General features: G+C 51.1%; 12 protein-coding genes and 1 pseudogene. 9 read left to right on the forward strand and 4 right to left on the reverse strand.

The window, feature by feature from the left end:
- Together gppA and rhlB are read right to left on the reverse strand one after the other, a co-directional pair.
- The gene (gene gppA, locus BZG77_RS05110; protein WP_077646445.1) at positions 1-1,533 is read right to left on the reverse strand and encodes a guanosine-5'-triphosphate,3'-diphosphate diphosphatase; all 1,533 of its coding nucleotides are present in this window, start codon (positions 1,531-1,533) and stop codon (positions 1-3) included.
- Between the two features lie 27 nt (positions 1,534-1,560).
- On the reverse strand, positions 1,561-2,871 hold the full coding sequence (gene rhlB, locus BZG77_RS05115; protein ID WP_077646446.1) for an ATP-dependent RNA helicase RhlB: 1,311 nt from the start codon (positions 2,869-2,871) through the stop codon (positions 1,561-1,563).
- 112 nt (positions 2,872-2,983) lie between these two features.
- Here rhlB and trxA point away from each other — a divergent pair, with 112 nt between their 5' ends.
- The 5 genes and pseudogenes from trxA to fre all read left to right on the forward strand — a co-directional run bounded on the left by trxA (position 2,984) and on the right by fre (position 8,289).
- A complete protein-coding gene (gene trxA / locus BZG77_RS05120; protein ID WP_021022211.1) occupies positions 2,984-3,310 on the forward strand; it encodes a thioredoxin TrxA in 327 nt (108 codons plus the stop codon).
- Positions 3,311-3,493: 183 nt separating this feature from the next.
- Positions 3,494-4,759, forward strand: coding sequence for a transcription termination factor Rho (rho, locus tag BZG77_RS05125; RefSeq protein ID WP_021022212.1), 1,266 nt, complete (start codon positions 3,494-3,496; stop codon positions 4,757-4,759).
- A gap of 136 nt (positions 4,760-4,895) precedes the next feature.
- Positions 4,896-5,915: a hypothetical protein gene (locus BZG77_RS05130; protein WP_131826135.1), complete on the forward strand. Its 1,020-nt coding sequence runs from the start codon at positions 4,896-4,898 to the stop codon at positions 5,913-5,915.
- A gap of 74 nt (positions 5,916-5,989) precedes the next feature.
- Positions 5,990-7,411 (forward strand): annotated as a pseudogene (ubiD, locus tag BZG77_RS05135) (4-hydroxy-3-polyprenylbenzoate decarboxylase); the annotation flags it as partial.
- A gap of 161 nt (positions 7,412-7,572) precedes the next feature.
- On the forward strand, positions 7,573-8,289 hold the full coding sequence (gene fre / locus BZG77_RS05140; RefSeq protein WP_021022215.1) for an NAD(P)H-flavin reductase: 717 nt from the start codon (positions 7,573-7,575) through the stop codon (positions 8,287-8,289).
- 82 nt (positions 8,290-8,371) lie between these two features.
- Here fre and BZG77_RS05145 read toward each other — a convergent pair whose 3' ends face one another.
- Both BZG77_RS05145 and BZG77_RS05150 read right to left on the reverse strand, forming a co-directional pair.
- Complete coding sequence (locus BZG77_RS05145) at positions 8,372-9,256, reverse strand: carboxylate/amino acid/amine transporter (RefSeq protein ID WP_077646448.1); 885 nt, start codon at positions 9,254-9,256, stop codon at positions 8,372-8,374.
- A 143-nt stretch (positions 9,257-9,399) separates the two neighbouring features.
- Positions 9,400-9,825: a universal stress protein gene (locus BZG77_RS05150; RefSeq protein ID WP_077646449.1), complete on the reverse strand. Its 426-nt coding sequence runs from the start codon at positions 9,823-9,825 to the stop codon at positions 9,400-9,402.
- Positions 9,826-10,046: 221 nt separating this feature from the next.
- On the opposite strand from BZG77_RS05150, the gene ftnA reads away from it, so the two are divergent.
- From ftnA to BZG77_RS05170, 4 genes are all read left to right on the forward strand, one after another.
- Positions 10,047-10,577 (forward strand): non-heme ferritin, encoded by a 531-nt coding sequence (gene ftnA, locus BZG77_RS05155; RefSeq protein ID WP_077646450.1) that lies wholly within the window; start codon positions 10,047-10,049, stop codon positions 10,575-10,577.
- Between the two features lie 53 nt (positions 10,578-10,630).
- Entirely contained in the window at positions 10,631-10,978 is a 348-nt protein-coding gene (locus BZG77_RS05160; protein ID WP_077646451.1) for a hypothetical protein, read from the forward strand.
- A gap of 99 nt (positions 10,979-11,077) precedes the next feature.
- Positions 11,078-12,199 (forward strand): mechanosensitive ion channel family protein, encoded by a 1,122-nt coding sequence (locus tag BZG77_RS05165; RefSeq protein ID WP_077646452.1) that lies wholly within the window; start codon positions 11,078-11,080, stop codon positions 12,197-12,199.
- Positions 12,200-12,275: 76 nt separating this feature from the next.
- Positions 12,276-13,460: an NAD(P)/FAD-dependent oxidoreductase gene (locus tag BZG77_RS05170; RefSeq protein WP_077646453.1), complete on the forward strand. Its 1,185-nt coding sequence runs from the start codon at positions 12,276-12,278 to the stop codon at positions 13,458-13,460.
- Positions 13,461-13,521: the final 61 nt, after the last annotated feature.

Below are 13,521 nucleotides of genomic sequence, written 5' to 3' on the forward strand. Positions count from 1 at the left end.
CTAATGGTGTGTGTGCGATAGAGCGTGAGCGTCTTGAGCGTGCACGACGAGTGGCTGTCCAAGGCTTGATTGACGCAGCGCCTCTTGCTCTAGCTCCGCGCGTAACAGTGGGCTAGCGTCAAGCAGTGTGGTATCTAACACCAAAGTGAGTGCGTCGCCGTCAGCATTGAGTCCGATCATTGGCCGAACGCGACTGTCGCGACGATGGCATAAAATCACAGCTACGCGTAGTAGTCGGAGGAGGCGGTTGGCACTGGTGGTGGACAAGGCATGTTGGCCATCAATGCATACCAGTTGTTCACGGTAATAGCGTAACAAGGTGGCAACCAGTTGTTTTTGTGCACGGGTAAAGCCAGGTAAATCGAGATGAGTAATTAAATATGCGGCATGGTCGCCATCATGTTTAAAGCCAATGCTCAACCCAATTTCGTGCACGCAGGCTGCCGCATGGAGCAGGCTACCGGCTTCCGGCTCTGGAATCCATGACGCGGGACATTGATGAAGTAATTCAAGTGCGGTCGCAGCCACATTGATCCCGTGGTCCTCATCAAGCTGATAGCGGGATTGGATGCTGGCAATGGTGCGCGCACGAATATCACTGTGACGCATCGCGGTCATCATTTCGTACACCAAGCCTTCACGTAGCGCCCCGCCGGCGAGGGTCATGCGAGTAACCTCTAAACACTCAAAAATGGCAATCAAGATGGACAGGCCACTCGGAAAAACCAAGGCCCGCTCGAGCGTTAACCCCTCAATATCCAGTGCGTCCATTTGCCCGCAGGCAATCGCTTGATCGCGCAGTCGGTGAAGCTTTTCCAAGGTGATCACTTCATCCATCCCTTGGGTCACCATAATTTCTTGCAGCGCTTGTACCGTGCCGCTGGCGCCAACACAACAGTCCCACCCCAGTTCGCGATACTGAGCTATCAACGGGGTCAACTCTGCTTTCGCACCGGCGATCGCTTTCTCAAAAGCGGCTTGGTTGAGGACGCGATCGGCAAAGTAGTCTTCTAAAAAAGTCACACATCCCATATTAAGGCTTTGTAACAAGGTCGGTTCAAACTGCTCACCGATAATCAGCTCGGTGCTAGCCCCGCCAATATCGACGACCAAGCGTTTACCTGGGCCACCTGAGGTGTGCGCCACCCCTTGGTAGATGGTGCGCGCTTCTTCTTCGCCCGAGATAATCTCGATAGGGTAACCCAGTAAAGTATTTGCCTTGGCTAAAAAGGCATCAGCGTTACTGGCACGGCGAAGCGCAGCGGTCGCGACCACGCGAATATGGTCCGTGTTAAAGTCTTGCAAGCGTTCGGCGAACAGAGCCAAACAATCCCAGCCGCGTTGCATGGCTTCATCGCTGAGCTGTTGTTGGTTATCCATCCCAGCGGCGAGACGTACTTTTCGCTTTATTTTGGCAAGGGTTTGAACACTGCCGGCCACTTGGCGCACCACCAGCATATGAAAGCTGTTGGAGCCTAAATCAATCGCGGCGTACAGCGTCGGTGTTGATGTTGTATTTCCGTGACCACTCATGATGCGCTCTGACCTATGTTTTTTCTGTTATGCCGACTTTTGTGGACGGCGGCGCTGCCGGTTGCGGTTGTTGCTGCTGCTTTTATTATTGCTGCTGCCGCTCTTGTTGTTACTACGACGCTGCGTATTCGGGCGTTTAGTCATTTTCTTTGGCGGCGGCAGATCCTTCAATAGCGCGTTACGATCAAATTCGCTGACCGGAATACTGTGCTCAATGTACTCTTCAATCGCCGGTAAGTTTATCGCGTACTCTTCACAGGCAAAGCTAATTGAGCTGCCACTGGCGCCGGCTCGTCCTGTACGGCCAATGCGATGGACATAGTCTTGCGCATCATCGGGAAGGTCATAGTTAAAAACGTGGGTAACCAAAGGAATATGTAATCCACGTGCTGCCACATCGGTGGCAACGAGCAGGTCCAGTTCGCCGTTAGTAAACTGCTCTAAAATTTTAACCCGCTTTTTCTGAGGGACGTCGCCAGTGAGCAGACCTACGCGATGATTATCGGCGGCTAAATGGGCCCAAATGGATTCGCAGCGATGCTTGGTATTGGCAAAGATGATGGCGCGCTCGGGCCACTCTTCTTCAATGAGCGTTTGTAGCAGCGGCATTTTTTCTTTGTTGGATGGCTGGAACAACTCTTCTTTGATGCGATGGCCAGTAATTTGCTCTGGCTCCACTACCACGTGTTCAGGGTTAGTCATGTGCTCAAAGGCTAGCTCTTGTACACGATAGGACAAGGTCGCCGAAAACAGCATGTTTAAGCGCTGGTTGGGGGCCGGCATACGGTTAAACAAAAAGCGAATGTCTTTGATAAAGCCCAAATCAAACATACGGTCGGCTTCATCCAGCACTACTGCTTGAATGCTGTGCAAGTCGATAATTTTCTTTTTGTGGAAGTCGATGATACGACCACAGGTGCCGATTAATATATCAACCCCTTGTTCCAACGTTTGTTGCTGTTTATCGTAACCTTCACCACCATACGCGAGACCGGCGGTGATTGAGGTATTCGCCAAAAGCGGTTCAGCATCGTTATAGATCTGAATCGCCAACTCACGCGTAGGAGCAAGTATGATGGCACGCGGTTGATTTTGTTTACGCGATGCGGGGACATCGGTCGTGAGGAGGTGATGAAACGTCGCAGCGAGGAACGCCAGGGTCTTTCCTGTCCCTGTTTGCGCCTGCCCTGCAATGTCTTGGCCGGTGAGCAGGACCGGCAATGCCAATGCCTGGATAGGAGTACATTCAGTAAACCCCTTGGCATCCAAGCCTTTAAGAACATCGGCGTGCAAGCCGAGCTCGGCAAATTTCTGCTCTGTGATATGCGTCATTTTCATCCGGATAGAATATCAGCTTAGGCTTGCAATACGGAAGCGAATCCAGTCAAATAGTCCCATAATTTACTGGTCGCAATTTAGCCAGTAACTAAAACATGTATTGGAGTAAAAGATGAGCGACAAAATTATGCAGCTAACCGACGACAGCTTTGAGGCAGACGTTCTAAAAGCTGCAGGACCTGTTTTGGTTGATTTTTGGGCAGAATGGTGTGGTCCATGTAAAATGATTGCACCGATTTTGGACGAAATCGCCGAGGAGTATGCAGGTAAAGTCACCATCGGAAAACTGAACATTGACCAGAACGCAGGTACTCCGCCTAAGTTCGGCATCCGTGGTATCCCAACACTGCTACTCTTTAAAGATGGCAGCGTGGCAGCAACCAAAGTTGGTGCTGTGTCAAAAACTCAACTGAAAGAGTTTCTTGACGCTAACCTGTAATGTTAAAGTAATCGTCGCTGCTTCACAGCGGCGGTTGTTTTTCTGTCAACTAGACGATACCCCATTTAGGTGCTACCTTATTGCACGGAATTTGTACTTCTGTTCATCTCTCGAACATGCCACTGGTCTCGACACGCTAACTAATTTCAGACCTCAACTTTGATAAACAAGACACTCACCACTATGAATCTTACCGAACTGAAGACTCAACCCGTCTCGACGCTGGTTGCGCTTGGCGAAAGCATGGGACTTGAAAACCTGGCTCGCTTGCGTAAGCAGGACATTATTTTTTCGATCCTCAAACAGCACGCAAAAAGCGGTGAAGATATTTTTGGCAATGGCGCGCTGGAAATTCTTCAAGACGGGTTTGGCTTCTTGCGCAGCGCAGACAGCTCGTATTTGGCCGGCCCTGATGATATTTATGTCTCGCCCAGCCAAATTCGGCGCTTTAACCTGCGCACAGGCGATACCATCGCGGGTAAAATTCGGCCGCCGAAAGACGGCGAGCGCTACTTCGCGCTACTAAAAGTTAACCAAGTTAACAGCGACAAACCCGACAATGCCCGCAGTAAAATCCTTTTCGAAAACTTAACCCCATTACACGCGAGCGAGCGGATGGTGATGGAGCGCGGTAACGGCTCTACCGAAGACATCACCGCCCGAGTCCTCGACTTGGCATCGCCTATCGGTAAAGGCCAACGTGGTTTGATTGTGGCACCGCCGAAAGCGGGTAAAACCATGTTGCTGCAAAACATTGCTCAAAGCATTGCGTTTAACCACCCTGATTGCGAACTGATGGTGCTTTTGATTGACGAGCGTCCGGAAGAAGTGACCGAGATGCAGCGTCTGGTTAAAGGGGAAGTGGTTGCCTCGACCTTTGATGAGCCAGCTAACCGACACGTGCAAGTTGCCGAAATGGTGATTGAGAAGGCAAAACGTCTGGTTGAACATAAAAAAGACGTGGTGATCTTGTTGGATTCGATCACGCGTTTAGCCCGCGCTTACAACACGGTTGTGCCATCATCGGGCAAAGTATTGACCGGTGGTGTGGATGCCAATGCTCTCCATCGTCCTAAGCGTTTCTTTGGTGCGGCGCGTAATGTGGAAGAAGGCGGGAGCCTGACTATCATTGCTACCGCGCTGGTGGATACGGGATCGAAGATGGATGAAGTGATCTACGAAGAATTTAAAGGGACAGGTAACATGGAACTGCACCTTTCGCGTAAGATTGCGGAAAAACGTGTTTTCCCTGCCATTGACTTCACCCGCTCAGGCACCCGCCGTGAAGAGCTCCTTACCAAACCCGATGAACTGCAAAAGATGTGGATTTTAAGAAAGATCATGCATCCAATGGGCGAGTTTGAAGGGATGGAGTTCTTGATTGGTAAATTGGCGATGTCCAAAACCAATAATGAGTTCTTTGATGCCATGCGGCGGCAAAACTCGTAACGGCTAACGCAATAGTGTTAAGCACTGCGCATTCGCAGTGCTTTTTTATTGCTCACCCAAGGCCCAGCTCGCACAATAGACGTGACCAAGGAAAGGTGGCGCCGAACGCGTGACACTGGGCATAGGATTGCAACGGATGGCAAGACGTTACTGTACGACACTGTTGGCTATAGGGCTTGGGATCATGAGCTTGTCGAGCCCGGCGGCCTTGACGGCTAATGCGCCAGCCGCAGATGCTCAGATCGTCACCCAAACCTTTATTGAACAGGTGCTAGATAACGCGAACACGGCTAAAGCCATGCGTACCATGTCTACTCTGCTCGCGAAAGACGATGTCGCTGCGCTCAAAGCGCATATTCGTCAGCTTCCGCCGCTCACACGTGAAGCGACACTCTACCGTTTACTCTCTTCACCCTTGCCACTGAACAACGATCATTGGCGACGTTATCTGGCTGAATTGAGTCAGCAACAACCCCATTTTTTGTTACGTCACCAGCAAGACGGTTATTGGGTCACGACCCCTGCCTTCCATTACGCGGCAGCAGCACGCCAACAGTTAAAACGTTATCGGGAGCAACAACTGACCCAAGAGTTAGGCATGTTACTCAGTTATCGCCAATTGGTGATTGCTGACTGGATTAAGCCATCTCAGCCGGGTTATCGACAACGCCGTGATGCATTGGTCGCGATGATTGATGAGTATGACAGCGATGGCTTAGCCTATTTGGTCGAACAATACCTCACTGATCCCACCTTAATGTGGCTACCAGATAACGCGATTTTGGCTGCACTTGCGCAAGCGACGGACCGGCCGGCACTGTATGATCGTCTTTGGCGGCGCGGTACCGATCAATACAGCCTCAATGCACTGCATGCTTTGCGTCAACGAGCTAATGATGGGTTTGCGTTGCAACAAATGATGGCCGCCGCAGATAACCCATCGCTGCGTGGCCCCGCGATTCGACAACTGGCGAATCTTTCTCCATTACCCGCGCCAGTCGCTGACTTTTTGATGTCTCAGTTATCATTACGCCAAGGGCAGCAGGTGGCACAATTATTGGTCGAAGCTGGAAAAGATGAGTGGTTAAGTGGATTAGGTGACGAGCTTGGCCCCCTTGGCCGCCAGCACATTGCATCTGCGTTGTCGTCGCGCTAATGTCGACCCTTTACCGATCCGGATACCGGTTTACTTGGTATCATAGAGGCGTCCATTAACTCATTGAGCCTGATATGAAACTTTCCGATCTGCGCGATTTTATTGATTACCTTGAGGCCCAAGGTGAGCTTAAACGCATTACGCAGCCAGTGGATCCTGACCAAGAGATCACTGAGATATGCGACCGCACCCTAAGAGCGGGCGGGCCGGCCCTTCTGTTTGAAAACCCTATCGGGTATGACATGCCGGTATTAGCGAATCTGTTTGGCACCCCTAAGCGTGTGGCGCTCGGTATGGGCCGACACGATGTGCTTGAGCTACGTGAAGTCGGCAAACTGCTGGCCTACTTAAAAGAGCCTGAGCCCCCTAAAGGGTTTCGCGATGCGCTCGACAAGCTGCCTGTGTTTCGTCAGGTGTTAAATATGCCCGCCAAGACAGTCCGTCGTCCGCGTTGTCAAGAAGTTGTGCTTAGCGGCGATGACGTTGATTTGGATAAAATCCCAGTGATGCGCTGCTGGCCGGGTGATGTGGCGCCATTGCTGACGTGGGGGCTGACCATTACGCGCGGGCCGAATAAAAAGCGCCAGAATCTTGGTATTTATCGCCAGCAAAAAATCGGCAAAAACAAAGTGATTATGCGTTGGCTCGCACACCGCGGTGGCGCACTTGATTTGCATGACTGGATGCAAACCCATCCGGGTGAACCTTTTCCTATCAGCGTTGCTTATGGCGCGGATCCGGCTACCATTCTCGGCGCCGTCACCCCCGTGCCCGATACCCTGTCTGAATATGCCTTTGCAGGGCTGTTGCGCGGCAGTAAAACCGAGGTGGCAAAGAGCATCAGTAACGATTTGGATGTGCCGGCGAGTGCCGAGATTGTGATGGAAGGGTATATCGATCCGAACGAATATGCCGACGAAGGGCCTTATGGCGATCATACCGGCTATTACAACGAAGTAGAGCGTCACCATGTATTCACTGTGACGCATCTGACCATGCGCAAAAAGCCGATTTATCACAGCACCTACACGGGGCGGCCACCGGACGAGCCTGCCGTACTGGGTGTGGCTCTGAACGAAGTGTTTGTGCCCATTTTGCAAAAGCAGTTCCCGGAAATTGTCGACTTTTATTTGCCTCCGGAGGGTTGCTCGTACCGGATGGCGGTGGTCACCATGAAAAAACAATACCCAGGGCATGCGAAACGCGTGATGATGGGCGTGTGGTCTTTCTTGCGTCAGTTTATGTACACCAAGTTTGTGATAGTGTGTGACGACGATGTGAATGCGCGTGACTGGAATGATGTTATTTGGGCAATCACCACTCGCATGGATCCCGCGCGCGACACCGTGATGGTGGAAAATACACCGATAGATTCGCTCGACTTTGCGTCGCCAGTGGTTGGCGTTGGCTCGAAAATGGGGCTCGATGCCACCAATAAATGGCAAGGAGAAACCGCTCGCGAGTGGGGCACACCGATCGCGAAAGACCCGGATGTGGTCGCACGTGTCGATGCGATATGGGACGAATTAGGGATTTTAGACTAATCCGGTTGGTATGCGCTAGCATTCACCGTTAATGATAAAAATACAGCCTGAGGCGGTAGTGATACCGCCTCTCATAACCTCAACGGCTGTAGCAAAACGAACAGAGGAACAGAATGTCGATACTATGTGAAGTGACCGCCGTTGAGTCGCTGGCGTGTCACACTTACCGCATTGTCCTAAAGCCTCAGCAGGCGGTGAGCTATCACCCTGGGCAATATGTGATGGCGGTAATGGGCGAAAAAGATAAACGCCCGTTTTCACTGGCGAGTAGTCCATGTCGCCAAGACGGCGGTGAGCTCGAGCTCCATGTGGGCGCCGCCGATGAAAATCCGTTTGCGCTGGAAGTGGTCGAAAAAGCCAAAGCCGTGCTAGAAAGCGGTGAAGCGAGCTTTGAAATCACCGAACCGGCCGGCGATGCCTGGTTGCGTGAGAGTGAGCGTCCCTTGCTGTTGATTGCCGGCGGAACCGGTTTTTCGTATGTTCGCAGCATGGTCGATCACTGTATTAATCAAGGAATACAGTCTCCGATCTTTATTTATTGGGGGGCACGCAACCCGTGCCAGCTTTACGCGCATGACGAGCTGCAAGCACTGTCTGAATCGCATCGCAATATTACCTTTATGCCTGTGGTTGAACAGGCGGAAGGCGAATGGCGAGGCAAAGTAGGGAATGTATTAGAAGCGGTGATGGAAGATTTTGTTAGCCTCGGCGCTTACGATATCTATATTGCCGGGCGCTTTGAAATGGCAGGCGTGGCACGTGATATGTTCTGCAAAGAGCGTGGCGTGAGTCGTGATCATCTCTACTCAGACGCGTTTGCCTTTATCTGATCAGGGTTGGCTCTCGAGTAAATAAACAGGCAGGGGGTTCCCTGCCTGTTTTACGTTCGGGTTACTGAGGCTTTGGGGCGGCCTACCGTTGGACGGCATCCCGTTGGGCGTCGACGCGGCGCTTGACCCAGGTTTGGTTAAACCACAGCGCGGCTAAAATCAGGACCCCGCCGCTGAGTAACGGCAGAAGATCCGCATCGCGGTTCCAAATCAGCACGTTCACCACAATGCCGGCTGGGATCAGCGCGTTGTTCATCACTGCGAGCGCCCCAGCATTGACCAGGGTTGCACCCTTATTCCAAAAGAAATAGCCCAGCCCAGAGGCGATGGTGCCTAGATAAATCAACACTCCCCACTGGGTTGGCGTAGAAGGCAGATTGTCACTGTTTCCGAGCAAGGCGAAAGCCAGCACGCCCACCACTAAGGCGCCAAGATAAAACCAACCGAATACCGCATGCTGAGGCAGCTGAGTGTGCTCTTTCTCAATCAAGTATTTGTAACCAACCTGGCCAATCGCAAAGCACAAATTTGCACCTTGTACCACTAAAAAACCAACCAGAAAGTCCGGATTGACAGTGGCATAGCGGATCACTACGGCGCCAAGCACCGCAATGGCCGCGGTGAGCAGGTACCAAGCGCTGAACTGCCTTTTCAACGCATCGTAAATTAAGGTGACATAAAGCGGAGTAAAAACGGTAAACAACAGCACTTCTGGTACCGATAAGAATAAGAAGGACTGATAGAAGAAACAGTACATGATGCCAAGCTGAAATGCGCCGACTAACATCAATTTGGCGGCAAACGCGAGCCGCACTTGGCGAGGACGTAAGAAAGGTAAAAACACCAATCCTGCCAGCACGATACGCATCAATACAGAAAAGTAGCTGTCGACTTGGCCGGCTAGATACACGCCAATTAAGCTAAACGAAAAGGCCCACAGCAGTGTCACGCCGCTAAGATACCCCATAACTCGGTTCCTTCGATAAAGAGAGTAAAAGGGCAGTGTACCGTTTCGCTTCTAGGACGCAATCGGTTCCCAGTCAGCGTATGGTTAAAAGCGCAGAAGGCAGAATGACCCGCCTTCTGTCGAGAGTGGTTAGCGAAGAGGGTTTAGTCGCGGATGGGCACCATCAAAAGATCAACGGGCGTTTTATTCAGCAGTTGTTTAGTTGACGACAACAACGAGCTCCAGAAATCTTGATGATGGCCGACGACCACCAAATCAATCCCCATGTTTTGAATCGACTCTGTGATCTCTTCCGCTAAATCACCGCTACTGACCAAGGTGTGTGTGACCGTGCTTTGTGCGTCGCTGGCCAGTTGATTGAGTTTTTGCTGGGCTTCTTCAATCACTCGGTTACGTGATTCGACTAAGTTAATATCAATCAGTCCGGTATAGAGCTCGGCATAATTGACGTCAATATGAACCAACGACAGTTGTGCGCCCAAGGCGAAGGCAAGTGCGTCAGCTTTCTTCAACAGTTTTTCACTGTCATCTGACAAATCAACCGCAACCAAAATATGCTTGTATGACATAGAGTTATCCTTTTTATGCGAGGTTATAAACGCAGTTTAACCAGCTTGAGAGGCAAAATCCGTCACTGTGATCGCATTCCGATTAAGAATTCGACAATGAGGCGGGCCATAAATTCGATATAAGAATCGGTCACGCTGGACATTACCGGCGTAATCCGCTTGAAAACCGACGTGCTGCTGGTCAGAATGGCAGCTAACCCCCAATAAAGAGGACGTTTTATATGCTAGCACCTGCCATGGTTGACAGGCTCAATGAGCAGATCAATTTGGAGTTTTTCTCATCAAACCTATACTTACAAATGAGCGCTTGGTGTGAGGATCAGGGTTTCGAAGGCGCGGCAAAATTCTTACATAAACACGCACAGGAAGAAATGCAGCATATGCAGCGCCTGTTTACTTATGTGAGTGAGACAGGAGCCATGCCTATCTTGGGGTCGGTTGATGCACCGCGTCACGAATTTTCCTCATTAGGTGAAGTGTTTCGCGAAACGTATCAGCATGAGCGCTTAATCACGGAAAAAATTAACAGCTTGGCGCATGCCGCGTTTACCACGCAAGACTATTCTACCTTTAACTTCTTGCAGTGGTATGTCGCGGAGCAACACGAAGAAGAGAAGTTGTTTAAAGGCGTACTCGATAAGATCGAGTTAGTCGGCGAAGATGGCAAGGCTCTGTTCTTTATCGACAAAGACTTGGCATCGATGGCAGTTGAAGAATCAACGTCAGTGATGGACAGCTCAGCGGGGCAGTAATTACGTAACCTCTCCCTCTGAAGCGCCATCCAGTCTAGTGAAGGGAGAGGATTATGAACGGTGATATCCTAATTGTGGCTGTATTCACAGTGACAGTGATAAATATCGCACGCTATGTATCGTCATTGCGGGCATTGGTGGTGATGTTACGTGATGCCAATCCGTTACTTTACCAGCAAATCTGTCGTCGTGAGAGCAACTTCTTCACTTTATCGCCCCAAGGCGATATCTCGCGACAAAAACGTTTATACCAATATATTCGCAGCCAAGAGTACCTTCATCATCACGATGCGGTATTTGTGGGTAAATGCAATAAGGTACGTCATCTGTTCACGCTTAATGTTGCCCTGTCCGGTGTCTTGCTCGCGACCTTTTTTCTTGTCGCTTTTGCGGGCTGGTAAACGGATAACCATCCTTTAGACAAAATACTGACCTTGGTCAGCATTTTTTTGTTAGTCTGGCAAACAGAAACGCCTGGACACCGTAATCGTGAGGGAAGCATGCAAAGCCTAATCCAATGGTGGCAGTCACTCTATCAAGCCGCCGCGTGGGACTGGATCTCAGATATTGTCATTTTGATGGGGCTTGGAGCCGTCGTCTGGACGATATGGCGTGTTTTGATCGGGCGCTTAAAAGCACTGGCAGAGCGCACGCAAACACGTTGGGATGATGTGTTGTGGCCCGCGATTGATACGCCATTTTCCCTATTAATCTGGGGCTGGCCTGCGTTTCATGCGCTAGAAATTTTTCTTGATAATACCGCGGGTCACTTGAACTTAAGCTGGGTGAGTGTGATTAGAGAGCTGCTGGTCGTGTTCTTATTGATCTGGTTTTTGCTCCGATTGGTCAACAGTGGTGAGCAGCTGTTATTTGACGAAGGGCGCCGTGATCACACCACGATTAACGCCATTGGCAACGTCTTACGCGCACTCGCCGTCTGCATTGGCGTGATTACGCTGCTACAAAGCCTGGGTGTCAGTGTCTCTGGGTTACTCACGGTTGGTGGTGTGGGGGGCTTAATTGTCGGTCTTGCCGCCAAAGATTTGCTCTCCAACTTCTTCGGTGGGGTGATGATCTACTTTGATCGGCCATTTAAAGTAGGCGACTGGGTGCGTTCCCCCGATCGCAACATTGAGGGCATGGTGGAAAAAATTGGTATTCGCATGACGGTAGTGCGGACCTTTGATTTGCGCCCTTTATACGTGCCCAACTCGGTATTCAGTAACGTGGTGGTGGAAAACCCCTCGCGGATGCTGAACCGTCGGATTTACGAAACTATTGGGCTGCGTTATCAAGACGCCGGTAAAATCAGTGCGGTAATTGATGATGTGTATGCGATGCTTGAGGCTCACCCAGACATCGAAACGCGACAAACCTTGATTGTGAACTTCAACAGCTTTGGCCCGCATTCACTTGATTTCTTTATTTACACCTTCACCAAAACGGTCAACTGGCAGCGTTACCATCAGGTAAAACAAGACGTGTTACTAAAAGCGATTGAAATTATTCATCAGCACGGTGCGGATATTGCTTTCCCAACCCGTACGTTGCATATGGACCCTAGTATGATTGAGCAAAACGCAGGTGCCATGATGGCACCGCCTGACGCGCAGGCGCGTTAAATCGCGCTTGCCGCCCACGCGCGGGCTGCTACAATGCCGCTCCCACAGGGTGAGCAGAGAATAAACAGGTAAGCGTGTGACTGAGTATGATGTAATTGTGATTGGCGCCGGTGCCGCCGGATTGATGTGTGCGGCACAAGCCGGCCAACGTGGCCGCCGCGTTTTGGTGGTGGACCATGCCAAAAAGCCGGGGCGCAAGATCCTGATCTCAGGCGGGGGACGCTGCAATTTCACCAACTATGACGTCACCGCCAATAACTTCCTGTGTGAGAACCCGCACTTCGTTAAATCCGCATTGGCGCAATACAGCCAATGGGACTTTATTGGTCTAGTGGCGACCCATGGTGTGGCCTATCACGAGCGTGACCACGGCCAGCTATTTTGTGATGACAGCGCCAAAGATATCGTTAACCTGCTTTTGGCCGAATGCGACCAAGCCACCATCAGTCAACGCTATCGCTGTGAAGTGCATGATATCGAGCAAGAAGAAGCTGGCTTTCGCCTCAAACTCAATGGTGAGCCGGTACGCTGCCAGTCTTTGGTAGTCGCCACGGGCGGCCTTTCCATGCCCAAGCTTGGTGCCACCCCCTTTGGTTACCAGCTTGCCGAGCAATTTGGTCTAAAAGTGCTGCCCACTCGCGCCGCCTTGGTGCCGTATACCTTGCACCAAGAGGACAAAACGCGCTTTGCCGATATTTCCGGGGTGTCGGTGCCATGTTCGATCACCACTGAGTCTGGGGTGTGCTTTACCGAGAATCTGCTCTTTACCCACCGCGGCTTATCGGGACCGGCGGTGTTGCAAACTTCCTCGTTTTGGCAACCGGGCGAAGCGGTCACTATCGATTTACTCCCCAGTGAGTCGCTAAAAGACGTGCTGGTAGCCATGCGTGATAAGCACCCCAACCAAACCTTAAAAACCTCACTGTCTCGCCTATTCCCCAAACGCTTGGTCGAGGTCTTGATTGCGCGTGATAGCTTGCCGGATAAACCGCTCAAGCAGCTCGATGACAAGCAGCTCGATCAACTTCATCACTACGTTCACCAGTGGTCCATTGCCCCAAACGGCACTGAAGGTTACCGCACCGCAGAAGTGACGCTTGGCGGGGTAGATACCCACGCAATTTCCTCGAAAACCCTTGAAGCACGAGATATTCCCGGCCTGTATTTTATCGGTGAAGTGCTTGATGTCACCGGCTGGCTCGGCGGCTATAACTTCCAATGGGCTTGGAGCTCCGGCTGGGTAGCCGGGCAGCATGTGTAAAAAAACATGCTTGGATTCACATTATCTTACTGAATTTATTGCTTAATCGCTAATCACGTAG

The organism is Salinivibrio sp. IB643 (genome assembly GCF_001996105.1).
Lineage (GTDB): Bacteria > Pseudomonadota > Gammaproteobacteria > Enterobacterales > Vibrionaceae > Salinivibrio > Salinivibrio costicola.